The 24,561-nt window shown below is 53.5% G+C and carries 24 protein-coding genes; 14 read left to right on the forward strand and 10 right to left on the reverse strand.

The window, feature by feature from the left end:
- Position 1: 1 nt before the first annotated feature.
- Both FHI25_RS00330 and FHI25_RS00335 read right to left on the reverse strand, forming a co-directional pair.
- Entirely contained in the window at positions 2-1,705 is a 1,704-nt protein-coding gene (locus FHI25_RS00330) for a methyl-accepting chemotaxis protein (RefSeq protein ID WP_210514015.1), read from the reverse strand.
- Between the two features lie 262 nt (positions 1,706-1,967).
- A complete protein-coding gene (locus tag FHI25_RS00335; RefSeq protein ID WP_210514017.1) occupies positions 1,968-2,186 on the reverse strand; it encodes a DUF6500 family protein in 219 nt (72 codons plus the stop codon).
- Between the two features lie 126 nt (positions 2,187-2,312).
- Between FHI25_RS00335 and sfsA the strand changes: the two genes are divergently transcribed.
- The 3 genes from sfsA (at position 2,313) to radC (ending at position 4,812) form a co-directional block, all read left to right on the forward strand.
- Positions 2,313-3,026 carry a DNA/RNA nuclease SfsA gene (gene sfsA / locus FHI25_RS00340; protein WP_210514019.1) on the forward strand — a complete coding sequence of 238 codons (714 nt, stop codon included), beginning with the start codon at positions 2,313-2,315 and terminating at the stop codon, positions 3,024-3,026.
- 110 nt (positions 3,027-3,136) lie between these two features.
- Positions 3,137-3,943: a type I methionyl aminopeptidase gene (gene map / locus FHI25_RS00345; RefSeq protein WP_063088941.1), complete on the forward strand. Its 807-nt coding sequence runs from the start codon at positions 3,137-3,139 to the stop codon at positions 3,941-3,943.
- Between the two features lie 26 nt (positions 3,944-3,969).
- The gene (gene radC, locus FHI25_RS00350) at positions 3,970-4,812 is read left to right on the forward strand and encodes a DNA repair protein RadC (RefSeq protein ID WP_210514021.1); all 843 of its coding nucleotides are present in this window, start codon (positions 3,970-3,972) and stop codon (positions 4,810-4,812) included.
- A 12-nt stretch (positions 4,813-4,824) separates the two neighbouring features.
- Here the strand turns inward: radC and FHI25_RS00355 are convergent, their stop codons facing one another.
- Both FHI25_RS00355 and FHI25_RS00360 read right to left on the reverse strand, forming a co-directional pair.
- Entirely contained in the window at positions 4,825-5,688 is an 864-nt protein-coding gene (locus FHI25_RS00355; RefSeq protein WP_246878841.1) for a MipA/OmpV family protein, read from the reverse strand.
- A 129-nt stretch (positions 5,689-5,817) separates the two neighbouring features.
- On the reverse strand, positions 5,818-7,032 hold the full coding sequence (locus FHI25_RS00360; RefSeq protein WP_210514022.1) for a helix-turn-helix domain-containing protein: 1,215 nt from the start codon (positions 7,030-7,032) through the stop codon (positions 5,818-5,820).
- A 690-nt stretch (positions 7,033-7,722) separates the two neighbouring features.
- On the opposite strand from FHI25_RS00360, the gene FHI25_RS00365 reads away from it, so the two are divergent.
- From FHI25_RS00365 to FHI25_RS00385, 5 genes are all read left to right on the forward strand, one after another.
- Positions 7,723-9,357 (forward strand): peptide ABC transporter substrate-binding protein, encoded by a 1,635-nt coding sequence (locus tag FHI25_RS00365; protein WP_210514024.1) that lies wholly within the window; start codon positions 7,723-7,725, stop codon positions 9,355-9,357.
- A gap of 78 nt (positions 9,358-9,435) precedes the next feature.
- Positions 9,436-10,359, forward strand: coding sequence for an oligopeptide ABC transporter permease OppB (oppB, locus tag FHI25_RS00370; protein ID WP_063088937.1), 924 nt, complete (start codon positions 9,436-9,438; stop codon positions 10,357-10,359).
- A complete protein-coding gene (gene oppC / locus FHI25_RS00375) occupies positions 10,359-11,267 on the forward strand; it encodes an oligopeptide ABC transporter permease OppC (protein ID WP_210514026.1) in 909 nt (302 codons plus the stop codon). Before oppB ends, oppC begins: the two co-directional genes overlap by 1 nt.
- 19 nt (positions 11,268-11,286) lie before the next feature.
- Positions 11,287-12,261 carry an oligopeptide/dipeptide ABC transporter ATP-binding protein gene (locus FHI25_RS00380; protein WP_210514029.1) on the forward strand — a complete coding sequence of 325 codons (975 nt, stop codon included), beginning with the start codon at positions 11,287-11,289 and terminating at the stop codon, positions 12,259-12,261.
- On the forward strand, positions 12,258-13,271 hold the full coding sequence (locus FHI25_RS00385) for a dipeptide ABC transporter ATP-binding protein (protein WP_280806643.1): 1,014 nt from the start codon (positions 12,258-12,260) through the stop codon (positions 13,269-13,271). Before FHI25_RS00380 ends, FHI25_RS00385 begins: the two co-directional genes overlap by 4 nt.
- An 88-nt stretch (positions 13,272-13,359) precedes the next feature.
- Here the strand turns inward: FHI25_RS00385 and FHI25_RS00390 are convergent, their stop codons facing one another.
- Positions 13,360-15,120 (reverse strand): HD family phosphohydrolase, encoded by a 1,761-nt coding sequence (locus FHI25_RS00390; protein ID WP_210514031.1) that lies wholly within the window; start codon positions 15,118-15,120, stop codon positions 13,360-13,362.
- Positions 15,121-15,361: 241 nt separating this feature from the next.
- Complete coding sequence (locus tag FHI25_RS00395; RefSeq protein ID WP_210514033.1) at positions 15,362-15,673, reverse strand: hypothetical protein; 312 nt, start codon at positions 15,671-15,673, stop codon at positions 15,362-15,364.
- Positions 15,674-15,897: 224 nt separating this feature from the next.
- Between FHI25_RS00395 and purB the strand changes: the two genes are divergently transcribed.
- Positions 15,898-17,208, forward strand: coding sequence for an adenylosuccinate lyase (purB, locus tag FHI25_RS00400; protein ID WP_008891722.1), 1,311 nt, complete (start codon positions 15,898-15,900; stop codon positions 17,206-17,208).
- Positions 17,209-17,370: 162 nt separating this feature from the next.
- A complete protein-coding gene (locus FHI25_RS00405) occupies positions 17,371-17,991 on the forward strand; it encodes a YbhB/YbcL family Raf kinase inhibitor-like protein (RefSeq protein WP_210514035.1) in 621 nt (206 codons plus the stop codon).
- A 53-nt stretch (positions 17,992-18,044) separates the two neighbouring features.
- Here the strand turns inward: FHI25_RS00405 and FHI25_RS00410 are convergent, their stop codons facing one another.
- Complete coding sequence (locus FHI25_RS00410) at positions 18,045-18,944, reverse strand: LysR substrate-binding domain-containing protein (protein ID WP_210514037.1); 900 nt, start codon at positions 18,942-18,944, stop codon at positions 18,045-18,047.
- 99 nt (positions 18,945-19,043) lie between these two features.
- On the opposite strand from FHI25_RS00410, the gene FHI25_RS00415 reads away from it, so the two are divergent.
- Positions 19,044-19,967, forward strand: a complete 924-nt coding sequence (locus FHI25_RS00415; RefSeq protein WP_246878842.1) for a DMT family transporter — start codon at positions 19,044-19,046, stop codon at positions 19,965-19,967.
- Between the two features lie 52 nt (positions 19,968-20,019).
- On the opposite strand, the gene FHI25_RS00420 is transcribed toward FHI25_RS00415, so the two are convergent.
- From FHI25_RS00420 to FHI25_RS00430, 3 genes are all read right to left on the reverse strand, one after another.
- Positions 20,020-20,715, reverse strand: a complete 696-nt coding sequence (locus FHI25_RS00420; protein ID WP_210514041.1) for a hypothetical protein — start codon at positions 20,713-20,715, stop codon at positions 20,020-20,022.
- 122 nt (positions 20,716-20,837) lie between these two features.
- A complete protein-coding gene (locus FHI25_RS00425; protein ID WP_008891727.1) occupies positions 20,838-21,515 on the reverse strand; it encodes a response regulator transcription factor in 678 nt (225 codons plus the stop codon).
- A gap of 165 nt (positions 21,516-21,680) precedes the next feature.
- Positions 21,681-21,998: a DUF1476 domain-containing protein gene (locus FHI25_RS00430; RefSeq protein ID WP_008891728.1), complete on the reverse strand. Its 318-nt coding sequence runs from the start codon at positions 21,996-21,998 to the stop codon at positions 21,681-21,683.
- Positions 21,999-22,162: 164 nt separating this feature from the next.
- Here FHI25_RS00430 and FHI25_RS00435 point away from each other — a divergent pair, with 164 nt between their 5' ends.
- The 3 genes from FHI25_RS00435 to purS all read left to right on the forward strand — a co-directional run bounded on the left by FHI25_RS00435 (position 22,163) and on the right by purS (position 24,558).
- Entirely contained in the window at positions 22,163-22,942 is a 780-nt protein-coding gene (locus FHI25_RS00435) for an NRDE family protein (protein ID WP_063088929.1), read from the forward strand.
- Between the two features lie 487 nt (positions 22,943-23,429).
- Positions 23,430-24,194, forward strand: coding sequence for a phosphoribosylaminoimidazolesuccinocarboxamide synthase (gene purC / locus FHI25_RS00440; RefSeq protein WP_008891730.1), 765 nt, complete (start codon positions 23,430-23,432; stop codon positions 24,192-24,194).
- A 124-nt stretch (positions 24,195-24,318) separates the two neighbouring features.
- Positions 24,319-24,558: a phosphoribosylformylglycinamidine synthase subunit PurS gene (gene purS, locus FHI25_RS00445; RefSeq protein ID WP_008891731.1), complete on the forward strand. Its 240-nt coding sequence runs from the start codon at positions 24,319-24,321 to the stop codon at positions 24,556-24,558.
- Positions 24,559-24,561: the final 3 nt, after the last annotated feature.

Consider the following 24,561-nt stretch of genomic DNA (forward strand, 5'->3'; position numbering starts at 1 on the left):
GTTATGCTGCCCGTACAGCAGCGACGAAGTTATTGACTTCGCTTCGAAGCGTATCTGCAGAACGTGACAGCTCCCTTGCGCTTGCCAGCACCTCGTTTGCTGCCTGACCACCGTCTTGGGCAGCTTCGGTGACCTGAATAATCGCTGAATTGACAGCGCCGGTTCCTTCGGAAGCCTGACTTACATTGCGTGCAATTTCCTGCGTCGCTGCGTCCTGTTCTTCAACCGCAGCAGAAACCGTTGTTGCAGTATTACGGACTTCTGTAATGACGTTTGAAATGCTCTGAATTGCCTTTGCCGTCGTCTGGGTAACCTCCTGTACTTCCGCGATATGCTTTGTAATATCCTCAGTCGCCTTGCCTGTCTGTGTCGCGAGGTTTTTAACCTCGCTCGCGACGACGGCAAAGCCCTTACCAGCATCACCGGCACGGGCAGCTTCAATCGTTGCGTTCAAGGCAAGAAGGTTGGTTTGCGCGGCAATATCCTGAATAAGAGTCACAACTTCACCTATCTTTTGCACAGATGCGACCATCTGTTCGGCGGTGATACGGGTCTGGTTGGAATTTTCATCCGCTGTTCCGGCGATATCGGCCGCATTTTGCATCTGTTTACCAATCTCACTGATCGAAGATGCCAATTCCTCACAGGCAGCAGCCACCGTCTCAACATTGGTCGACGCCTGATTGGAGGCAGATGCGACGGTTGTAGCTTGCGAGTTGGTTTCCTCCAATGTCGTCGTCAGTGTCTCAGCGGCAGTCTCAAGTTCTATTGCTGCGGATGAAACCACCGAAACCACACCCCCAACTGTATTTTCAAAATCGTCGGCCATCTTGTTAAGCTGTGCGATACGACGTTCTTCTGCCAGGCGTTCTTTTTCTTCGGCCTCTTCTTCAAGTTGTTTGGTTCGCAGCATGTTTTTCTGAAACACCTGCATTGTCGCTGCAATTTCTCCGATCTCATCCCGTCGACCAACGCCGTACAGTTTTGTATCAAGATGTCCGTCAGCTAACTCTTTTAGCACTCCGACAATACCACGGATCGGCGTTATAATTCCGCGACGGGAGATGTAAAAACCAAGACCAAACCCGATGGTAATTGCCGACACAGAGAAAACCAACATCCCCGAGAGGATAGTCGTAAACAGCTCTGCCGAGCTCACAGCAAGCGTCGCCATCCGATTTTCCGAGATTTCAAGATATCTGCGAATGATGTCATTCAGAGCAGATGCATCTTGCCTGTGGGCCAGCGCTGTACGCGTCAGCTGATCGCGCAACCCGTCAATATCCGTGTCATCGCTTTGCGCAGCAAACTCGATGGAGTCCACGACACTCGCACCATATTTTTCATAATCGGCAAAAATCGCGTCAAGTTCACGATCCTGCTCTGCGTCAGCTGTTTCCTTTAGACTAGTGATCGTATCCCGAAACTGCTTACGCTCGCTCTCTATCAAGGTACGCAATTCTGACACAGTGTCGCTCGACGGATCTGCCGCAATCCGGAATTCCGCGCGATTGAGTGAAGTTACAACACGAAGAAGCTTGCTGCCTTCTATAGCCTCTTTGCCAGCAATACGTGTGCGCTCCGAAGCATCGAAAAGCCGATCAAGCCCCCACACAGCAACCCCGGTATTGATACCGAGGAAGATCGACAAAACGGCTATGACCGTGACGACCTTTGTTGAAATTTTTATGTTTGCAAGATTCATTGGCTTCCTCCCAATCTTTTTACAGTCTGGGCATCTTCAGAAAGCCGTCGCAGTATATGGCGGTATTTGTCATCAACTTGAACCGCCAGGGCGCGGCTTGCCTGTACCGTGCAAGCATTCGGGCACTTTGCACCAACCCGCACGTTCACAAACATATTTGGTGTGAGACATCAAACTCAACCCAGAATAGATTTTTTTCTACTTTGGAGAGCTTCCCTCAGAGAAAGAGGGGGTTCATCGGCAGCAATGTTTGCCAAGCCTACTATTTCCCTGCGGATACCATCTCGCGGATTTTGGTGGCCTTTTCAAAGTGGTCAAGTTCGTGGGTCTTGATCCACCAGGTGGCGGCCTCCATCAATGTGTCCGGGTCATCATTGCGATTGGCAAAGAATGCATAGAATGACAGGCCGACATCCGGCCCCTTTTGCGCAATTTTCTTGTCGCAAACAGCAATAGTTTTATCGCGCAGGCTTTGACGCATGATGGCTCCGTGAAAGGGTTGTGACTGCAAGGGGTTGATGTATGACCTGTTTGCCGCGAAATTGGCAGTCTGATAACGCCCGTCACATGACAGTTTCTGTCAGGACAGATTTGCGAAAGATTTGACATGCAACTTCCCCAACCCCTGATCCACGGCAAGCTGATCAAGCGTTACAAACGGTTTCTCGCCGATGTCGAACTTGATAATGGCGACGTGATCACGGCCCATTGCGCCAATCCGGGCGGGATGATCGGGCTGAAGGAGCCGGGCATCGATGTCTGGCTGTCGCAATCAGACAATCCCAAACGCAAACTAAAATACAGCTGGGAGCTCTGCCAGATCGGCGATGCGTGGATCGGCATCAACACCGCCCACCCGAATGCCATTGTCGAAGAAGCAATCCTTGCCGGGAAAATTCCCGAACTGGCGGGCTATGAAAACCTGAAGCGCGAAGTCAAATACGGCAAGAATTCGCGGATCGACATTTTGCTGTCTGATCCGGACAAGCGCCTTTGTTATGTCGAGGTGAAAAACGTCCACCTCAAACGCGACGAAGACGTTCCAGGTCTTGCCGAATTCCCCGATGCCGTCACCGCACGCGGGGCAAAGCATCTGGATGAAATGGCCGATATGGTTGCCGAGGGCCACCGGGCGGTGATGTTTTACCTGATCCAGCGCACCGATTGTGATCGTTTCACACTGGCGACCGACATCGACCCGCATTACGGCGAACGCTTCAAGGCTGCGCGTGCCAACGGGGTTGAAGCCATTGCCTATGACTGCGCGATTGATACCAATGCCGTAACCGTGAGAAACCCGCTTCCGATAGCCGGATTATAAGCATCAAACCCCGCGCATATCAGCCAATCCTTGCCAATTCTGGCCGGTGGCTTTATGTCATTGGGCTATACATCGAATATAGATATTGCCGAGTTTAAGGAGATTTTCGGGTGGCGAACGGAACAGTCAAAATTCACGGCCCCGAAGCATTTGAAGGCATGCGCGCCGCTGGCAAGCTGGCAGCAGAAGTGCTTGATATGATTACCCCGCATGTGGTTCCGGGTGTCACCACCGGTGAGCTTGATCGCCTGTGTGATGAATATATCCGCGACCATAATGCGATCTCGGCCTGCCTTGGCTATCGCGGTTTTCCGAAATCTACCTGCACCTCGATCAACCATGTGGTCTGTCACGGCATTCCGGGCGACAAGAAACTCGCCAATGGCGACATCATGAATATCGATGTGACCGTCATTCTTGATGGCTGGTATGGCGATACATCACGCATGTATATCGCCGGCACGCCGAAAGTCATGGCCCAGCGTCTTGTCGATGTGACCTATGAAGCGCTTTGGCGCGGGATCAATGCCGTCAAACCGGGGGCAACCCTTGGCGATATCGGCCATGCCATTCAGTCCTATGCCGAAAGCGAGCGTTTTTCGGTGGTGCGTGATTTCTGCGGTCACGGGCTTGGTCAGGTGTTCCATGATGCGCCAAATATCCTGCATTACGGCAAGCCGGGCGAAGGTCTGGTGCTTGAGCCCGGCATGATCTTTACGATTGAGCCGATGATCAATCAGGGAACCTATGCGTGTAAAATTTTGCCCGATGGCTGGACAGCCGTGACGCGAGACCGCAAACTGTCTGCACAGTTTGAACATTCGCTGGGCGTGACGGATGACGGGTTTGAAATCTTTACCCGGTCCCCGGCAGGCTTGGAAAAACCGCCCTACGATCTCAGCAAAGCTGCTGAGTAACGGGCACCTAACAAGAGGAAGCAGATTTGAGCGAAAAACAGGATCGCAAAGCTGCTTCCACTCCTGCCCATCAGACCTCGTCGGAAATTGATGATGGCACGCGGGTCTTCTTTGATCAGGCCCGCCCTGCGCACGTCGCGGGAACACCCTTGGCGTCGGGTACTGACGCGCCCCAGTCCGAAAAAACAAAAGCAACAAAGCCACATTATCACGGGCATCGCCAACGGCTGCGGGATCGGTTTATCAAGGGGGGTGCCACCGCCCTTGCCGATTATGAGTTGCTTGAACTGATGCTGTGCATGGCCATGCCGCGTGGCGACGTCAAACCACTGGCGAAATCGCTGATCGCACAATTTGGCAGCTTTGCCAATGTTCTGGCCGCCCGCCCCGAAGACCTTAAGACCGCCAAGGGACTTGGGGAGGCCGGAATTGCTGCCATCAAGATTGCCGAGGCCAGTGCCCTGCATCTTTCACGTGAACGGGCCATGGAATTGCCGGTGATCGCCAGCTGGGAACAGCTGATTGATTATTGCCGGGCCCGGATCGGGCACCTTAAGAACGAGGAACTACACCTGCTGTTTCTTGATCGCAAGAACCGGCTGATTGCCGATGAATGCCATCAACGCGGCACGGTCGACCACACCCCGGTTTACCCGCGCGAGGTCATCAAGCGTGCGCTTGAACTGCATGCCTCTGCCCTTATTCTGGTGCACAACCATCCAAGCGGCGATGCCACCCCGTCAAAGGGTGACATCGACATGACCCGCAAGATTGTTGATGCCACCAAGGCGATGGAAATCACCGTTCACGATCACATCATCATCAGCAGGGCGGGATATAATTCATTCAAAACGCTGGGCCTGATTTAACCAGGCTTCTGGTCAGAAGTTATACACCAGCACCAGACCAGCACTGAGCACATAGTCCTCATCAATGATCGGACTGTCGGTATATTCGTCGAGCAGGAATTTAACGTCAGTGGTCCCAACGACGGCAAAACTTTCGGTCACCGGATAGGTTACACTGAAATCAAGATGCGGGATAAAGGTGGCGTCGGGGGAATAGAAGCCACGATCACTGCGCACTTCATTGCGACGTACGCCGACGTTGTAATCAACCAGGTCTTCGCTTTGCCAGGTCACACCACCGCCGACATTGAAGCTGAACTTTTCGTATTCGGTTGGCAGGTAATAAGCAACATCCACCTCATGCCCGCCATGAGCATTGTTGAGATCAGTCTGATAGCTTGCCTGAAGCTCGCCGTGCCAAACACGCAGCGATCCGCCGATACCGGCTTCGTATGCCATATCGCGTTTTTCAAGCCCGTTCAGATAGCTTGAGTCACCCGGATCAAATGGCTCCATCCGAAGGCCACCAATGATCGAAACGCTGGCAAAGTCATTCATCCAGACTTTGGCATCAATGCCGTCAATACCGATACGAAGACGTTCGGCATCGTAGGCCAATACCGGAAGCGCGTCTAAATCTGTACTATCGGCCCCGCGATAGGGATTGCTGCTGATCTGGCCGAAGGCACCGATCTGCCAATTGCCGCCAAGCCAGGGTTTAAGTGGGTCTTCGGTCTGCGGATTTACCTGTTCGCGGATGATTTCCCTTTGTCCAGGCGTTGCAGTCTGGGCGTGTGCGCTGCTGCCCAGCATGATGATGATGGCTGCCGTACAGATGCCAAGTCCGCCCAGCACCATTGCATCCCCCAAACGACGAGAACAAAAATGCGATACCATAATGTCTAAACATCCCAATTGTGTTGTTGATGTCGCGACATTGCCCGAGCGTGCGAAGGAAGGCGTCCGGTTTTATAGCCTTGTACTTACAATCCGCACCAAACAGGTACGAATGCGCATTCATACGCCTTAACTATCTGATTTTGCGAAATTGTTCTGACGATAGTTACTTGGTGTATGACCGGTGATTTTCTTGAAAGCCTGATTGAAGGTCGATTTCGAATTGAAGCCGACCTCGGTTGCGATATCGAGGATCGTGCGGTTTGGTTCCTCGATCAGCAGGCGAGAAGCCTCGTCAACCCGGACTTCATTGACGAAATCAAAGAAGCTTTTGCCCAGATGCTGGTTCAAGACAAAGGAAAGCTGGTTGGGCGTTGCCCCGACAGCAGAAGCCAGTTTGGGCATGGTGAGCAATGGATCAAGCATCACTTCACGGTCTGTGACGATCCTTGCAAGGCGGGTGCGAATACGGTCGATACCGGGGTCATCAACAATTGCACGCAACAACGGGGTCTGCTGGGCGTCGGTCCCTTGGCCGGTTTCCTGACGTTCAGGCAGATTGTCCTGGGCGCCGTCTTCGGTTTCCGCTTGCACAAAGATCGCCGGGTTCTGCGCGATAACCTGACACATGCGGAAGAACACAACCACAAACCCCACCTTGACACCGAGCGACAGCCATTCCGCGTGAAAGACAAACAGATCCAACAAGTTGGTCAAGGTGAAGACGGTAAACAACACTGTCATCCCGACAAGAAGCTCGATAATCCAGCGACGCATTCGTTCACTGTCGGCCTGGAGTTGCCAATTGGCTTGTCGCAAATAACGCCGCGCGAGCCGCCATATCCCGGTCATGTAACCGACGAACGACACGCAAAACAGGATTACAATCGCCAGGAGAACCAAATTGGCAAGCCCTTGCGATGAAAACGCAATCTGCAACCCGACATCACGCACATGATCCTGATTGGCGACCATCCGCGTACTTTTTAGGTAAACCATAAGCCCGATCGCTGCGGTCACCGGGATTAATACCAGAAAATGCCGGTAGGGTCGGGAAACCGGATTGCCGGACACTTCCCGAAAATACAAATATATCGACGGGATAAAGGCAAAAAAGAAAGGCGCGAAAACCGGCACAAGATACAGGTTCACTATCGGACTGATGAACGGATCGAACGTATCGTCGATAAAACTCATACCGACCGAAAATCCGAACACCATGAGCCAGCGATTGGCGCGAAAAGAACGCTTTCCTTCATCCATCAACAGGACAATCAGGAAAATCGCCTGCGATACGCCAAGAACCGAAACGATCAGAAAAAGAATGTCGAATGTTTCAATCATTCCTGCGCCTTCAGTGGCGGTTTCTGTTGTTGGGATATGCTTGGCCGAGCAGAACGCAAGAGCCGCAACGAACTCTACGGAAATACGCGACTATCAGGCACGCTGCAACCAAGACTTACTTGAAGGGCCGCAGCAAGATGGATGCAGGCACTTCGATCTGGACAGCCCGATTTGCGCAATATCGCCTTGATCGCACTGCTCTTCACGCACTCATTTTCACCCATATTTTTGATAGGTTCTAGGCGTTCGTAAAATCGCGACCAGATCGCGACGAGGCGTGCATAAGAGCTCCCTGTCCAATATCTGCTGTTTTCAAATCCGCCCTGTGACCGCCATATGGACCGGGTTTCTTGCGATTCGGTCGCATCTTGCAATGTTCGAGGTGGTCGAATGGGAACGATGCCAGCGCAGATCACCACTTTTGCGCGATCTTCCACCGAAATCATACCGTCATGGCGGCTTTCGGACGATTGGTGTTAAGAATGCCAAACACCGTAATAAATTCGACATAATCCGCAATGCGCACAACAATTAACGATTGAAAACGTTTTCCCGCGCAAGCATTAATCTATCTTCCCCCTTGTGTAGAATCTGCCTTGCAGTAAGCGCATACCCGGATCAGTATTTTCACGTACGTACTTTCTGGGAGGTACGTAACGAAAAATCAAAATGACAAGGGAGACATTTTAGATGTCAGACAACGCGATGACTGCAAAAGGTCTCGTGAACGGGTTGCTAAAATCCTCACGTGCTTTTGTGTTGGGTACCGCCTTGATTGCCGGTTCGATGACGATGTTGTCGACCAGCCAGGCGCAGGCCGAAAAGATCCTGCGAATTGGTAACGACGGCGAACCGCAGTCAATGGATCCGCATTTCATCTCTACCGTTCAGACCAGCCGTATCTCCGATGATATGTCGCTGGGTCTTCTGACATATGGCCCCGATGGCCAACCGGTTCCCGGTGCGGCCGAAAGCTGGACCGTTTCCGAAGACGGGATGACTTACACCTTCAAAATCCGCGACCATAACTGGTCGGATGGCACCCCGGTTACGGCACAGGACTTTATCGCCGGCTGGGAACGTCTTCTTGATCCGGCACTGGGTGCGGAATACGCATCCCTGCTTTACATCATCGAAGGTGCCGAGGAAGTTAACACTGGCAAGGATGGCGCGAAACTCGCAGCCAAGGCCATTGATGACCATACCCTCGAAGTCAAACTGACCGCACCTGCCCCCTACTTCCTGGCACAGTTGACCCACCAGACCGCTTTCGCCATTCCGCGTCATGTCGTTGAAAAATACGGCAAGGATTGGGTAAAGCCGGAAAATATCGTTGTGAACGGCGCCTATAAACTTGTCGAATGGGTGCCAAACGTTCACACCAAACTGGTCAAGAACGAAGAATTCTATGACGCCGCAAACGTTCCGATCGACGAGGTGATCTATTACACCTACGAAGACCGCACGGCGATGCAGAACCGTTTCCGTGCCGAAGAACTGGACGTTGCGCGCGACATCGCATCCGAACAGATTTCCTGGCTGCGTGATAATTTGGCCGACAGCCTGCGCATCGCGCCCTATGCCGGGATTTATTACTACGCCGTGCGTACCGACAAAGAGAAATTCCAGGATCCGAATGTCCGCAAGGCACTGTCGCTTGCGATCAACCGCGAAGCAATCACCGACGCGGTTCTGAAAACCGGCGAACTTCCGGCTTATTCCTTTGTTCCGCCGAGAACCGGTAACTATACCGAGCCTGCATATGTTTCCTGGAAAGATCTTTCTTATGGTGACAAGGTCGCCGAAGCCAAGAAACTGATGGAAGCAGCCGGTTATACCGCTGAAAACCCGCTTAAATTCACGCTGCGTTACAACACATCTGAAAACCACAAGCGTATCGCGATTGCGGTTCAAAACATGTGGAAGCAGATCGGCGTCGATGCAGAGCTGTTTAACACCGAAGGCAAAATCCACTATGCCGACCTGAAGGTTGGTGACTTTGAAGTCGCCCGTGCTGGCTGGATTGCCGATTACAACGATGCCCAGAACTTCCTGTTCCTCGGCGAAGAACGCACCGGCCCGCTGAACTATGCAGCGTTTGATAACCCGCGCTACAACGAATTGATGCTGGCCGCCGAGAATGAAGGCGACCTGAAAAAGCGCGCCGAACTGATGCATAGCGCGGAAGCCATCATGATGGAGGCACAGCCCTACATCCCGATTTACTACTATGTCTCGAAACAGCTGGTCTCACCAAAGATCAAGGGCTGGATCGATAATGCCCCGGATCGTCACCTGACCCGCTGGCTCGACATCGCCGAGTAAATCCTGCCTTCGTGTCGCAGGCTGTGTGGTGTTCCTCCCGCCCGCAGCCTGTGACCACCCCGACGGGGATGAGAGAAAATGTTATCTTACGCCATTCGGCGCCTGCTGATTGCGATCCCGACATTGTTCATCGTGATCACAGTCGCCTTCTTCATGATGCGTATCGCACCGGGCGGCCCGTTCGACCAGGAACGCGCATTGCCGCCGGAAATCGAAAAGAACATCAAGGCTGCCTATGACCTTGATAAGCCGCTGGTCGAACAATACGCGATCTATATCGGCAAGCTTTTCCAGGGCGATTTCGGACCATCAATTAAAATTCGCGACTTTTCGGTTGCCGAACTGATCATGGCAGGTGCCCCTGCCTCGATGCAGTTGGGCCTGAGTGCTATTGCCATTGCGCTTGTGTTTGGCGTCGCGTTTGGCACCTATGCCGCCATTCGACAAAACAGCGCCGTTGATTTCGTTGTCATGGGTGTTGCGATGATTGGCATCGCCATTCCGAACTTTGTCATGGCGCCGTTATTGTCGCTGGTATTCGGGCTTTATCTGTCGATCCTGCCGACCGCTGGCTGGGGGGATGGGGAACTTGAATATAAAATCCTTCCGATCATCGCACTCGCCCTGCCCCAGATTGCCTATATCGCACGTCTGACCCGCGGATCGATGGTCGAAGTTCTGCATTCGAATTACATCCGAACCGCCCGCGCCAAGGGCCTTCGCGAGACGCTTGTCGTCAATCGCCACGCCATCAAGGGCGCGCTGTTACCGGTTGTTTCCTATCTTGGTCCGGCAACGGCGGCCGTCATGACCGGCTCGGTCGTGATCGAAAGCATCTTTGGCGTGCCCGGTATCGGGACCTATTTCATCAAGGCGGCGCTGAACCGCGACTATCCGCTCGTGATGGGGGTGGTGATTGTCTATGCGGTGATGATCATCCTGCTGAACTTCCTGGTCGATATGATTTACGGCCTTCTTGATCCCAAACTGAAGTCACGCTGATGATGAATAAATCTGAAAAAACAGCTCTGCTGCAATCAGCCGGCGCGGCCGAAGAAATCGAAGGTCGCAGCCTTTGGCGCGATGCCCGTATCCGGTTGTTCCGCAACAAGGCGGCTGTCGCCTCCATGATCATTCTGGGCATTATTACGTTACTTGCGATCTTTGCCCCGCTTCTCAGCCCCTATGCCTATGACCAGATCGACTGGGGCTATATCCAGGAAGGTCCGAACTGGGAAAACGGCCATATCTTTGGCACCGATGGCAATGGACGCGATCTGTTTATCCGGGTGCTTTATGGCGCGCGTGTATCACTTGCGGTCGGGCTTCTGGCAACCACGGTTTCGCTGATCATCGGCGTTACGTACGGCGCGGTTGCCGGATATTTCGGCGGCAAGATCGACAGCATCATGATGCGATTTGTCGATGTACTTTATTCCCTGCCCTTCATGTTCTTTGTCATCATGTTGATGGTGGTATTTGGCCGAAACATCTTCCTAATCTTTGTCGCCCTTGGCGCGGTTGAATGGTTGACCATGGCACGTATTGTCCGCGGTCAGACATTGTCGTTACGTCGGCGCGAATTTATCGAAGCCGCCCACGCAACCGGTGTTTCGAACTTCAAGATCATTTTCCGCCACATCATTCCCAACGTGCTGGGCCCGGTCATTGTCTATATGACGCTGACCATCCCGCAGGTGATTCTGACCGAAAGCTTCCTGTCCTTCCTTGGACTGGGCGTACAGGAGCCGCTGACAAGTTGGGGCGTTCTGATTTCCGAAGGGGCCAAGGTGATCGAGGCATCGACATGGATGCTGATCTATCCGGCTGTGTTCCTGGCGCTCACCCTGTTCTGTTTTAACTTCATCGGTGACGGTCTGCGCGATGCGCTTGATCCGAAAGACAGGTAAGGGAGGACAAGGAAAAACCATGACCACAAATCATATTCTGACTGTCGAAAACCTGACCACGCGCTTTCAGACCCCTGATGGCGAGGTCGAGGCCGTCAATAACGTCAATTTCCACATCGATCCGGGCGAAACGCTTGGTGTTGTCGGGGAATCCGGATCCGGCAAGACACAAATTTTCCTGTCACTGATGGGATTACTTGCCAAAAACGGTGCATCCACCGGGTCGGTCCGATACAAGGACAAGGAAATCCTCAATTTGCAGCCCCGCGAATTGAACAAAATTCGCGGGGTGTCGATGTCGATGATCTTTCAGGATCCGATGACATCACTGAACCCGTTTCTGAAAATCTCCCGGCAGATGACGGAAGTTCTGGTCGAACATCGCGGCATGTCCGAAGGCGACGCTTTGGCGCGCGCAATCACCATGCTTGATCGTGTCGGAATTCCCGGTGCGGCCCAGCGCGTTCACATGTATCCGCATGAGTTTTCCGGTGGCATGCGCCAGCGCGTCATGATCGCCATGGCGCTGTTATGTGATCCGGAAGTTCTGATTGCCGATGAACCGACCACCGCCCTTGATGTAACGGTACAGGCACAGATCCTTGATCTGTTGCGCGATCTGCAAACCGACTTCAACACAGCCACCGTCATGATCACCCATGATCTGGGCGTGGTGGCGGGTCTTTGTGACCGGGTGATGGTGATGTATGGCGGGCGTGTTGTCGAAACCGGATCGGTCCGCGACATCTATTACGACAGTCATCATCCCTATACCGAAGGCCTTTTGAAATCGATGCCAAGGATTGATCGCGCCGATGAAGAAAGTCTGTTTGCCATTCCCGGCCAGCCGCCCAACTTGCAGAACCTTCCAAAAGGCTGCGCCTATCAGGAACGTTGCGAATATGTGTTTGATCGATGCTGTGCGGAACGCCCGCTTTTGAGGGAATTTGGCAATGGCCGGGCCAGCGCCTGTTTCCGGGAGGATGACAAATGAGCGTGATGAACAAATCCGCTAAAAAAGACGCTTCACCGATACTGTCGGTCCGCGATCTCAAGGTTCATTTCCCGATCCCGTCCAAGGGCCTGTTTGCCCCTGACCGACAGCTCAAGGCAGTGGATGGCGTCAATTTCGATCTTTATCCCGGCGAAACACTTGGTGTTGTCGGGGAGTCCGGCTGTGGCAAATCCACGCTTGGCCGTGCGATCCTGCAATTGATCCCGCCAACCGATGGTCAGGTTGCCTGGCTTGGCAAGAACATTGTCGGAGCACCACATCGTGACATGCAGCCATTGCGCCGGGACCTGCAGATCATTTTTCAGGATCCGTTGGCCAGCCTGAACCCGCGCATGACGATTGGCGAAATCATTGCCGAACCGCTGGTCACCCATAAGCCGGAACTCGGCAAGGAAGAAATCAAGGCACGGGTCAAACGCATGATGGCGCGCGTTGGCCTGTTGCCGCAAATGATCAACCGGTATCCGCATGAGTTTTCCGGTGGTCAGTGCCAGCGCATCGGCATTGCGCGCGCAATGATCCTGGAGCCCAAACTGATTGTCTGTGACGAGCCGGTCTCAGCGCTTGATGTTTCCATTCAGGCCCAGATCGTCAATCTGTTGCAGGAATTGCAGCGGGAATTTGACTTGTCACTGATTTTCATCAGCCATGACCTGTCGATTGTCCGCCACATCTGTCACCGCATCATGGTGCTGTATCTGGGTAATGTAGCCGAACTTGCGGACCGTGACAGCATCTATGCCGCACCACGGCACCCCTATACCAAGGCCCTGATTTCCGCCGTTCCAATCCCCGATCCCGAAATCGAACGCAACAAGGAACGCATTGTTCTGACGGGTGACCTGCCAAGCCCGCTGTCACCGCCATCAGGATGCGTGTTCCGAACCCGCTGCCCGTTTGCCAAGGATAAATGTGCGCAGGAGCCACCGGTACTGGAACGCGTTTCAGACAGTCAGGAAGTCGCCTGTCACTTCCATGACAGCATCTAGTTCAACAAGAGCCTCCGAAGAAACTGCACCCGAACTTTTAAGACCGCCCTTGTGGCGGTCTTTTTTTGATCCGTGCGCGCAAAGCTGTCTAGTCAGGATTGGAGATGATGAACTGTGCGATATCGACTTCGTCACGCTGATCTTCACGCAAATACTTGTGTCCGTATTCCTGATAGGTGCCGCTTGTCAGGAAAAGCTCGAACAGGTCGCTATCGATCTGCCCCTTATCGCGCATGTCGGCCAGGATCGAGATACATTCAGACAATGTTTTCGGCCGTTTATAGGGACGATCCACCGCTGTCAGCGCCTCAAAGACATCGGCGATCACCATGACCTTTTCGAGGATCCCCATATCATCGCCCGTCAGACCACGCGGGTAGCCTGACCCATCCATTTTTTCGTGATGATTTCCGGCAATATCGGGAATGCGTTGCAGTTCCTTGGGGTATGGCAGCTGGGCCAGCATATCCTGGGTAATGACAACATGGTCGTTGATCACCTGACGTTCTTCGGATGTCAGGGTGCCGTGCGGGATCGAGAGGTTATAGAGCTCACCCCGGTTAAAACCGTTATAGATGTCGGTTTCACGATCCATAAGAAGCTTTTCAGTGCCGGTTGCGCGCAGTTCGGCGAGTTTCGCATCATCAAGGCGCTGTTGTTCCGACCAGGACAAGCCGATGGTGCGATCAAAATACCGCGTCCATTCCTGCTCTGCGATGTCATGCAGGGCAAAGATGGTGTCGGTATCAAGTTCGGTATCGCCAATATTGGCGTCCGCCACCATGGCAAACTGGGTCTCAAGTTCGGTCACCCGGCGGGCAAAATCGGCTTCGCACTGAAGTGCGTCCTCGCCGTCAAGCTTGCGTTTAAGCATCTCGATCTCGGCATCACGACGCAGCACTTCAAAACGCGTGCGGACTTCGTGAATACGGTTATGGATGGTTTCAAGCTTGGTGGCTTTTTCCATGACATGATCAGGGGTAACGATCTTGCCGCAATCATGAAGCCAGGCCGACAGGTCAAGCTCGTACCATTCCATATCTGTCAGATAGAAATTGGAGAATGTGCCATCCCGGTCATCCACGGCTGCCTGGGCCAGCATGCGGGCTATGATCGGAACCCGCGAACAGTGACCGGCGGTGTGCGGTGATTTGGCATCAATCGCCTGCCCCAGCACACGGACGAAACTTTCCATCAGGTCGCGCTGTGCCACCAGCAACCGGCTGTTTTCAATCGCGACTGCAGCCTGACTGGCGAGCGCATTGATGATCGGCTCTATCGCCGGATCAAAGGAAATCACATTGCCTGCATCGTCCCGCGCGTTGATCAGCTGCAAAACGCCGATCACAACGCCGCTGGTATTTTTAAGCGGCACGGTCAGAAAGGATTTCGACCGATACCCTGTTTTGGCATCAAATGCCCGGGTGCCGGTAAAATCAAATCCCTCTGCACTATAGGCATCATCAATATTGATCGCCTTGCCGGTCAGCGCGACATAGGTCGCGATATTGGCGTAGTTCGGGCGGCCTTCGTCGTCATAAAGTGGCAAGGGTGGGAATGGTTTTTCGGTTTCCCGGCCCGAGACAAAGAACGTCTCAAGCGTATCATTGACCATGATACGGAAATGAAGTTCGCTTTCGTCCTGATTGACGACATAAAGCGATCCACCATCGGCGTTGGTGAAGTTGCGCGCGGCCATCAGGATTTTCTGGTTAAGCTCTTCGCGCCCCTGCTGTGCCGACAGGGCGATACCCAGTTCGACCAGTTCCGCCAGATAGTTTGCGTCTGTATTGCGGACCTGTGTCACATCTTTCTGATGATTGTTGGCCCCGTCGCGTTCACGCGCCATAAAAATTCTGCCCACTTCGCATTCGGATTAACCGCGCCGTCGAAGATACATCCTGCCTGCTTACAGGATATATTCTCAATAAGTTGCTATTTTTCTAACGGCGCACAAGCTATCGAACCGTGAAATCACGTCCAAGCTCCACCATACCTGTGTGCAGTGTGACCAATGTAATAGGATTGGACTATGCGACCCCATTGGAGCGTGAAGTGCTTAAGATAGTAAAATTGATATAGCGTTATGGTCATTCCTCCGATTGCCATTTCTCTTTTAAATCGGCAAATCGCCTAGTTTCTATCAACTCATCTAGTTCATCCTCATACGACTTAATTTGCGCATCCATTGCTTTTCTCTCGTGTTCATAATGACGCATCACAACGCAGAACAAGAAGGCTAGACAACCAAAGAAGATCAGGCCGATAAGGAAACCATCAATATATGCTATCCCAATCCCCAATAGGACTAGTAACACCAGAACAGCCTGCCAACCCTGCGTGGCCTGCTTTTTCCTGAGATGTTCAATACTATTTTGAATTATTGCCTCCCTGTCCCCCATCAATCCCTCCATTTTATGAGCTAAAACTCTATCAGACCGGCAGTTTCAAACTGTAAAATACAACAACGTCTCTGTCTTTATCGTCTGCAGGGTTGCCAATTTGCCCGGAATGGACTATCCGACCCCGTGAAAGCGTGCCGGCGCCGTGATCGTGCAATCAACTACGCATTCCGATCATCGAGATCTATTTCCGGCACCCAACCATCTTGCCCGGAGGCGACCGCATGATCCCCCGTTATTCCCGTCCGCAGATGACATCCATCTGGGAACCGGCGAACAAGTTCCGTATCTGGTTCGAAATCGAAGCCCACGCTGCTGACAAACTGGCTGAACTGGGTGTTATCCCGGCCGAGTCCGCCAAGCTTGTCTGGGAAAAAGGCGACAAGCCCTATACCCAGGACCGCATCGACCGCATTGATGCCGTCGAAGCCGAAGTCAAACACGATGTGATCGCGTTTCTGACCGAACTAGCAGAACAGGTTGGCGAAGAAGCCCGTTTCGTTCATCAGGGCATGACCAGCTCCGACGTTCTTGATACCTGCTTTAACGTGCAGCTTGCCCAGGCAACCGACATCCTGCTTGAAGATATGGACAAGCTTCTGGCAGCGCTTAAAAAGCGCGCCTATGAAACCAAAGACGTCCCTTGCATGGGCCGTTCGCACGGCATCCACGCAGAGCCGGTGACCTTTGGTCTGAAGCTTGCGACCTTCTATGCGGAATTCAAACGTAACCGTGATCGCCTTGTTGCCGCACGTGATGAAATCGCGACCTGCGCAATTTCCGGTGCGGTTGGTACCTTTGCCAATATCGACCCGAGTGTTGAAGAACATGTTGCCGCCAAGCTTGGCCTGAAACCGGAACCGGTTTCGACCCAGGTTATCCCGCGCGACCGTCACGCGGCCTATTTCGCAGCCCTTGGTGTCATCGCATCGTCGATCGAACATCTGGCAACCGAAATCCGCCACTTGCAGCGCACCGAAGTGCGCGAAGTGGAAGAATTCTTCTCCAAGGGGCAGAAAGGCTCCTCGGCGATGCCGCACAAGCGTAACCCGGTTCTGACCGAAAACCTGACCGGCCTTGCCCGTCTGGTGCGCTCGATGGCGATCCCGGCAATGGAAAACGTTGCCCTTTGGCACGAGCGCGACATTTCGCACAGCTCGGTCGAACGTAACATTGGCCCGGATGCGACCGTCACGCTTGATTTCGCGCTGATGCGTTTGACCAACGTTGTTGAAAACCTGGTTGTCTATCCGGAACGCATGGACGAGATCCTGAACCAGATGGGTGGTCTGGTCTTCTCGCAGCGTGTTCTGCTGACCCTGACCCAGTATGGTGTTTCGCGCGAAGATTCGTATCGCATCGTTCAGCGTAACGCGATGAAGGTCTGGAACCGCGAAGGCGATCTTCTGTCGCTTCTGAAAACCGACGAAGACGTCACCAACCGCATTCCGATGGACAAGCTCGAAGCGCTGTTTGACCTTGGCTACCACACCAAGCATGTCGACACGATCTTTGCCCGTGTCTTTGCGGACTAAGCAAAACACCAAAGCCTGCTTTAAAGCCCCGGTCGTCTGGCCGGGGCTTTTTTGTTGGCTGGTGCTGCAATACCGGCTTTTGACATTGCGCATCATTGATGCTGAGCTATATCGAACACAGCCAACACATCAAAAAATGTCAATTACAGGAAAGGCATAGCAATGAAACTGAGCATCACAGGATGGGAAGACGGCGCGCCGATCCCGGCCAAGTTCGCGTTCGGCAAAATCCCGGCAGAGGGCCGGTTTGAAACATCGGACAATATCAGTCCCGCCATTTCCTGGAGCGACATTCCCGAAGGCACCAAATCCTTCGCCCTGATCTGCCATGACCCGGACGTCCCGTCATCGGGCGAGGACGTCAATATCGAAGGCAAGCAAGTCCCCGCAAACCTACCTCGTGTTGATTTTTACCACTGGGTTCTGGGTAATATCCCGGCCAGCATCACAAAGCTTGAAGAAGGTGTCGCGTCCAATGGTGTCACGCCAAAAGGCAAGATGCCCGGCGCCAAGCCATATGGCACGGCGGGCCTGAACAACTATACCGACTGGTTTGCCGGCGATACCGATATGGGCGGTGATTACGGTGACTATGACGGCCCCTGCCCGCCATGGAATGATTCGATCATTCATCACTATCATTTCACGGTCTATGCGCTTGATACCGACAAGATAGACCTGCCAGAACCCTTTACCGGCCCGGATGCCCTTGCCGCGATCGAGGGCCATGTTCTGGACAAGGCAAGTTACATGGGCACCTACACCATGAACCGCGACCTGTAATCCGCGCCGTACCGCATTTACAACCCCGGTCGAAACCTTTCGGCCGGGGTTTGTTATTTGATGGCAAGGTCGCTGGCTTCTGCCAACAGCCAGTCGCGGAATTCCCTGACCGGTGCACGCAGATCACGGTTCTTGGGCCACACCAGATAATAGCCTGACGGCACTTTGACGACCTGATCCGGAAACAGGTGGATCAGCTTGCCTTCGGAAATGTCTTCCTCGGCCAGAAGCGGGTTGGCCAGAACGACGCCCTGCCCATGAATGGCCGCCTCAATCGCCATGGATGTCTGATCAATTTCCACGCGTTTTATGGCGCGAATGTCGGGCGCCGTCAGGGTTGAAAACCGGCCCAGCCATTCTTCCCACCAGGGATGCAGGATATCATTTAGCAGCGTCGCCTGCGCAAGGTCATCGGGGCGATCCAGTCCCAAGCCGTCGCGATAGGACGGCGCGCAAAAGGCCGCCGCCTGCCCCTGATACAGCAATATGGTTTCAAGGCTTTCATCGACGCCATCGAAATAGCGCACCGCCAGATCGACAGGATCATGATCAAAATCCAAAAGGACCGATGATGATCCGACATGAAGCGACGTTTCGGGATGGGCGATCAGAAACCGCGACATCCGTTTGGAAAACCATTTTGCCGCAAAGCTTGGCGGCATCACGAACCGCACCGCATGATTTGACTGATCGCGCAATTGATGGCTGGCATCGCGGATCTGCTGCAAGGCCGGGGCAATGCGCGCAGCATAAGCCAGACCATCCGCCGTTGGCGTGATCTGACGAACTGTGCGCGTAAACAACTCCACCCCAAGCCAGTCTTCAAGCTTGCGGATTTGCTGCCCCACCGCACCGGGCGTGACATTCAATTCATCCGCCGCCAGCGCAAAGCTTTTCAGGCGCATGGATGCCTCGAACGCTGGCAGTGATTTAAGTGGCGGATATGATCCCATAACGCAGTTTTTCTATTTCATGATCCAGATAGTATGATTTGTGAAAACTACCGGGAATTATGACAATGGGCCATGATTTTTCCAAGCTGGTCCGCCACCATGAAAAACAAAGCCTATATCGTGTTCGGGTTTTTAGCCCTTGCCTGGGGCATGACGTTTCTGTTTAACAAAAGCGCCAGCACGCTGATCACCCCGACACAGATTGCCGCCGTTCGCGTGTTTATGGGGTTCCTGCCGGTTTTTGCCGCAGCCCTGATCGGGCGAAAACTTAAATGGCGGCACTTGCGCTTTGCGCACCATTTTGTCGTGATGTCGGTTCTGGCGGGCAGTCTTTACTATTTCAGCTTTGCCAAGGGCATTCAGCTTTTGCCATCAAGCCTTGCCGGGATGCTGAGTGGCGCCATTCCGATGATTTCCTTTATCACCGCCGCAGCATTTTTGCGCGATGAGCCTGTCAATCGTCGCTCCCTCGTTGGATTGGGGGTTGGCTTTATCGGGGTTGCGATGATTGCGCGCCCTTGGGACGCAAGCGTTTCGGCAAATGATCTGGCCGGGGTTGGCTATATCGGACTTGGGTCCCTGTGCGTTGGCCTGTCCTTTGTCTATGCCCGCCGGTTCTTAAGCCCGCTTGGTATTTCGCCCCTTGCACTTTGCACCTATCAATTGGGTATTGCCGCGCTGACATTGCTGGTTACCACCGACTTTAACGGCGCCAGCGCGATCTTTGACAACAGCTGGATCGCCCTTGGTCTGTTCTTTGGGCTTGGCCTGTTTGGCACCGGCTTTGCGTATTTGTGCTATTACTTCGTTGTTGAAAATCTTGGTGCGGTCAAAGCCGCAAGCGTGACCTATATCCCGCCGATTATCGCCGTTCTGACCGGTTCGCTGATTTTAGGGGAAAGCGTTCAATTGCTTGATCTGATTGCACTGGTGGCAATCCTGACCGGGGTTGTGGTGATGCAATCCGGACGCACCCCACCGATGCAACGCTGTCTGGCAAATCTGCCATCACAGCAAAGCTAATCAATCAGTCCCCTGCACACATCACGTGTGCAGGGGACCTTCAAAAAGCTTGTTAGCCCGCCGCGGCACGGACGAAAGCGTTGATCAATGGATGGTCTTCCCCACGCAGTGCGGCACGTTCGGGCTGAAACGCGGTTCCGATGAAGAAAGGATGCCCGCGAAGCTCAACCGCACGCGGATCCCGATCCTGATCCCAGGCCACAATCCGAAGATCCCGACCATCAAGCAGATGGGCATATTCCGGGTTAAACCCGAATGAGCAGCGATAGGTTTCCGTCAAATGCGCTGTAGCGCAGACATCACGAATGAGGCTGTTTTCCGCAAGGTCGATCCCACCATCCTGATCAATCAACGCACAGCTAAGCGGCGCGATCAGGGGCAATGAAGCATTCGGGTCGATTTCCGCATTTGCCGCATCGGCAAGACCAAGAACATTACGGGCATATTCGAGGATTGCGTGCTGATACCCGCCACAAGTCCCCAGAAAAGCAATCTGGTTTTCACGGGCACGCCGAATGGCGGCAAGCGCACCGTCAAAGCTTTGATACGGGCTCGCAGGCACACACCATATCCCGTTATAGCCATAAAGGGCTTGGGCATCAGGGCAATCAATGTCGGATGTCGCGACCCAGTCAAATGCGACGGTGAGTCCAAGATTTTCGGCTGCCAAGTTGAGGGCCCTCGGGATGGCCTGATGGGCGGTAACGTTCGGGTTATAATCGCCGACAAGTGCGATGGTGACGGTCATATGTTTTTCCTCGTTTCGTTTTCAATGACGAGGGAGAAAAGCCGGTCCAGCCAACAAAAAACGGCCCGTGAAATCACGAGCCGGGATTTGAGCGCCAAACTGAGCTGCCTTTGTCGAACTTACTACAAAGTTCCGGACCGCGCCATATCTTCTAGGGCCATTTTTACAGCCTGCGCACGGTTCGAGACGTTCAGTTTGCGATAGATGTTTTTGAGATGGTACTTCACCGTGATTTCGCGCAGATCAAGGTGACGGGCAATGTCCTTGTTCGGACGTCCTTCTGACAGCAGTGCGAGAACTTCACGTTCACGCGGTGTCAGACGGCCAAAATCACCCTCACTGCCAAAGCCGCCGGCAAGGCGACCTTCGCCATCACCCCCGCCTGACATGTTGTCATTCATGTCGTTCAGAATCGACGACGGCAGGTACTTGTCACCAGCCAGAACCAGTTGCACAGCATTTGCCAGGGCCTGCCCACGCAGGGTCTTGGGAATAAAGCCATGCGCACCGGCCTCAAGTGCCTTGCGGACATCTTCACTTCGATATGCGCCAGAAAGCAGAACCACAAAGGTCGAATCTGCCACCTTCTCCAAGGTGCGCTTCAAACCTTCAAGTCCATTCATCCCCGGCATGCGCAGATCAAGCAGCACCAGATCGAATGTATTATTGGCTGCTATCAGCTCGAGTGCGGGGTCCAATGCCCCTGCTTCGGCCACTTCACAGTCATCGAAATACTGTTGGAACAGTAGCGAGATTGCCTCACGAACAAGATCGTGATCGTCCGCCAAAAGGATACGCAATGCTGTCGCCTTTCATCTACCTAATCGGCTCCTTCACCTACCTGCGAAGGATACCACACCAAAAGGTTGCACCTACTCAATTTTTCGGTCTGGGGAGCTCAGGATACGTAAGGCTGCACATATTAGCAAACGAGAAGTTTTCCAAGCAGATGCACTAGCGCACAATCACGACAGTACTTCTGCGCGCGCAACCGGACGTAGTTCTTCGAGCTTTACATTCAATGCAGAGGCTGTGACGTCGATATTTTTGCGTCCAAAATCGGCCAGCAACAGGGCAACAACACCGTTTTCACGCGGGTTGGCAACAACCTCGCCAATGATCTTGCGCGTGTAATCCTGACATTCTTCGGGGGACATGCCCATCTGTTCGCCGGCCCACTGGATCAGCATTTTATAAAGATGGGTTTCGACGCGAAAATCCTGTTCAAGATCAAAGCTGTACTTTGCTTCAAACCCGCGTTCTCGATCATTAAAGCTGCTCATTATCGATTCCTTCTGTAAGCTGGTCACATTGTCATCGGAGCCAAACCGGTCAAGCCATTGTCTGTCATAGCATTTTATATGACAATAAACGACACCGATTTCACCCCGTTGCCTGATACTTTTGAATTTGACAAAGTGCGGTTCCGCACGCTTTGATCTGGCTCATGTGTACAGTCATTATTTTACGCCGCCCCGACCATGACTGGCCGGTGATCATTGGCGCCAATCGCGATGAAATGAATAACCGTCCCTGGAAGGCGCCTGCGCGCCACTGGGAAGACCGCCCGGATGTCATTGCCGGACTTGATGAAACCGCCGGGGGAACCTGGCTCGGTGTCAATGAGGACGGGGTGGTTGCCGCCGTGCTCAACCGCTATGGCACGCTGGGTCCTGCCGATGGCAAACGATCACGCGGGGAGCTGCCGCTTGAGGCACTTGACCATGCCGACGCGATTGACGCAGCACAAGCCCTTGCCGAACTGGATGGCGATGCCTATCGCCCGTTTAACATGGTGATCGCCGATAACCGCGATGCCTATTGGCTGGCAAACCGAGGTACCGGCAAGATCGAAATTACCGAAATCCCCGAAGGTCTTTCGATTCTGACCGCCCATGATCTTAATGACACGCAAAACAGTGCGCGGACCAAACGCAATCTGCCGCGCTTTATCAGTGCCCCTGCCCCGCATCCCGAAGCCGATGACTGGTTTGCCTGGCAGGCGCTTCTGGCTGATACCGGAACAGAGGCCCCGGACCCGGATCATCATGACATCCGTGCCGATGCCATGCTGGTGCGCAGTAATATCGGATTTGAGACCATCTGTTCGTCGCTGATCGGGCTTCCGGCGATTCCCACAAGCGAACATGAACTGCCGAGGCGCCCGGTCTGGCTGTTTGCCGAAGGCCAGCCAGACAAAACACCGTTCCATCCGGTCGACGTCTAACACCAGATGGCGATCAACGCCGTTTCAGTTCAACATGTTACCGCCGCAATTCCGGCCCTTTGCGGTACAGACGCTGACGGTTGCAAATTTCGATTATCAAGTTTGCATAAATAGAGCTTAAGCGACAATTGAGTTTCTCGCCAAGCACTGCTATACGGAGGGCGCGAATTTCAGGGTGCTTGCTGCGTCGGACGGCGGGCTCAGGGCCATGGCCTGTTAGTTTTAATGTAATGGCAACCGTTATGTTTGTGAAATCCAAGGAAAAATCCGCAGTTCGGGGCGGCGCCCCGGACAAGGGTTTTGACGCGGGAGTTCACAAACATAACAGTTGTCCTGCGGATCAATCAGGTTTGCACGGGCTATTTTGTCGCAAAATCTTGAAAGATATAGATCTTCCGGCAATTTTGCTCCGCATATCCGCACAAACCTGATTGACCATTGCAACAAAACTAACAGGCCATGGCCCTTAATGTGAAAGATCCCGCCAATGTCCAGAAAGCAGCCCATCTACGAGGGTAAAGCCAAGGTTCTTTACGAAGGTACAGAGCCCGGAACGATCATTCAGTATTTCAAGGACGACGCCACGGCGTTCAACGCCCAGAAGCGCGGCACCATTGCCGGCAAGGGTGTCCTGAACAACATGATCACCGAATTCGTCATGACCCGTCTGGCAGAAATCGGCATTCCGACTCACTTCATTCGCCGCCTGAACATGCGCGAACAGCTTTGCAAGAAATGTGAAATTGTTCCGATCGAAGTCGTGGTCCGCAACATCGTTGCCGGTTCAATGGCCAAACGTCTTGGCCTTGAAGAAGGCGAACGCCTGCCGCGCCCGATCGTCGAGTTCTATTACAAGGACGACGCGCTGGGCGACCCGCTGGTATCTGATGAACACATCCTCGCTCTGGGTTGGGCAGGTGCTGAAGAGCTTGAGGAAATTGTCGGCATGACCCTTCGCGTCAATGACTACCTGTGTGGTCTGATGCGCGGTATTGGTCTGAAGCTGGTTGATTTCAAGCTTGAGTTCGGCCGCGTCTGGGAAGGCGACTTCCCGCAGTTGGTCCTGGCCGATGAATTCAGCCCGGATAACTGCCGTCTTTGGGATGCGATCACCAACGAAAAGATGGACAAGGACCGCTTCCGCCGCGATCTCGGCGGTGTCGAAGAGGCCTATCAGGAAGTCGCACGCCGTCTTGGTGTCCTCCCTGAGTCCGCCGAAATAGAGCAGCTTAAAAAAGACGAAACCAAATAACACCCCAAGGCCGCGCTCGCGCGGCCTTTTCTTATGGCTGGTCGGCCATGTGGGTCGGACAGCGTTTTGTTTGCAAACAGAACCCCGCGCGAGACCCGCGCATGCGAACTTAAAGGAGCTTCTCGTGAAAGCACGTGTTCATGTCACCCTGAAGAACGGCGTTCTCGACCCGCAGGGCAAAGCCGTTCACCACGCCCTTCAGGGCTTGGGTTTTGATGGCGTCAATGACGTCCGTCAGGGCAAATTCATCGAACTCGAACTGGATGGCACCGATGCCGCCAAGGCCGAAGCCGAGGTCAAGGAAATGTGCGAGAAGCTTCTCGCCAATACCGTGATCGAAGATTACAGCATCGAGCTGGCCTGATCG

Source organism: Thalassospira sp. ER-Se-21-Dark (genome assembly GCF_017922435.1).
Classification (GTDB): domain Bacteria; phylum Pseudomonadota; class Alphaproteobacteria; order Rhodospirillales; family Thalassospiraceae; genus Thalassospira.

Excerpts from the sequence above, each read along its gene's own strand:
- sfsA (WP_210514019.1), top strand. The coding sequence starts at position 2,313 with ATGCAACTTCCCCAACCCCTGATCCACGGCAAGCTGATCAAGCGTTAC.
- FHI25_RS00430 (WP_008891728.1), bottom strand. The coding sequence starts at position 21,998 with ATGAGCAGCTTTAATGATCGAGAACGCGGGTTTGAAGCAAAGTACAGC.
- FHI25_RS00390 (WP_210514031.1), bottom strand. The coding sequence starts at position 15,120 with ATGGCGCGTGAACGCGACGGGGCCAACAATCATCAGAAAGATGTGACA.
- FHI25_RS00420 (WP_210514041.1), bottom strand. The coding sequence starts at position 20,715 with ATGACCGTCACCATCGCACTTGTCGGCGATTATAACCCGAACGTTACC.
- oppC (WP_210514026.1), top strand. The coding sequence starts at position 10,359 with ATGATGAATAAATCTGAAAAAACAGCTCTGCTGCAATCAGCCGGCGCG.
- FHI25_RS00435 (WP_063088929.1), top strand. The coding sequence starts at position 22,163 with ATGTGTACAGTCATTATTTTACGCCGCCCCGACCATGACTGGCCGGTG.
- FHI25_RS00380 (WP_210514029.1), top strand. The coding sequence starts at position 11,287 with ATGACCACAAATCATATTCTGACTGTCGAAAACCTGACCACGCGCTTT.
- FHI25_RS00365 (WP_210514024.1), top strand. The coding sequence starts at position 7,723 with ATGTCAGACAACGCGATGACTGCAAAAGGTCTCGTGAACGGGTTGCTA.
- purC (WP_008891730.1), top strand. The coding sequence starts at position 23,430 with ATGTCCAGAAAGCAGCCCATCTACGAGGGTAAAGCCAAGGTTCTTTAC.
- FHI25_RS00410 (WP_210514037.1), bottom strand. The coding sequence starts at position 18,944 with ATGGGATCATATCCGCCACTTAAATCACTGCCAGCGTTCGAGGCATCC.
- FHI25_RS00360 (WP_210514022.1), bottom strand. The coding sequence starts at position 7,032 with ATGATTGAAACATTCGACATTCTTTTTCTGATCGTTTCGGTTCTTGGC.
- FHI25_RS00415 (WP_246878842.1), top strand. The coding sequence starts at position 19,044 with ATGAAAAACAAAGCCTATATCGTGTTCGGGTTTTTAGCCCTTGCCTGG.
- FHI25_RS00355 (WP_246878841.1), bottom strand. The coding sequence starts at position 5,688 with ATGGTATCGCATTTTTGTTCTCGTCGTTTGGGGGATGCAATGGTGCTG.
- FHI25_RS00385 (WP_280806643.1), top strand. The coding sequence starts at position 12,258 with ATGAGCGTGATGAACAAATCCGCTAAAAAAGACGCTTCACCGATACTG.
- oppB (WP_063088937.1), top strand. The coding sequence starts at position 9,436 with ATGTTATCTTACGCCATTCGGCGCCTGCTGATTGCGATCCCGACATTG.
- FHI25_RS00405 (WP_210514035.1), top strand. The coding sequence starts at position 17,371 with ATGAAACTGAGCATCACAGGATGGGAAGACGGCGCGCCGATCCCGGCC.
- FHI25_RS00395 (WP_210514033.1), bottom strand. The coding sequence starts at position 15,673 with ATGGGGGACAGGGAGGCAATAATTCAAAATAGTATTGAACATCTCAGG.
- FHI25_RS00335 (WP_210514017.1), bottom strand. The coding sequence starts at position 2,186 with ATGCGTCAAAGCCTGCGCGATAAAACTATTGCTGTTTGCGACAAGAAA.
- FHI25_RS00330 (WP_210514015.1), bottom strand. The coding sequence starts at position 1,705 with ATGAATCTTGCAAACATAAAAATTTCAACAAAGGTCGTCACGGTCATA.
- purB (WP_008891722.1), top strand. The coding sequence starts at position 15,898 with ATGATCCCCCGTTATTCCCGTCCGCAGATGACATCCATCTGGGAACCG.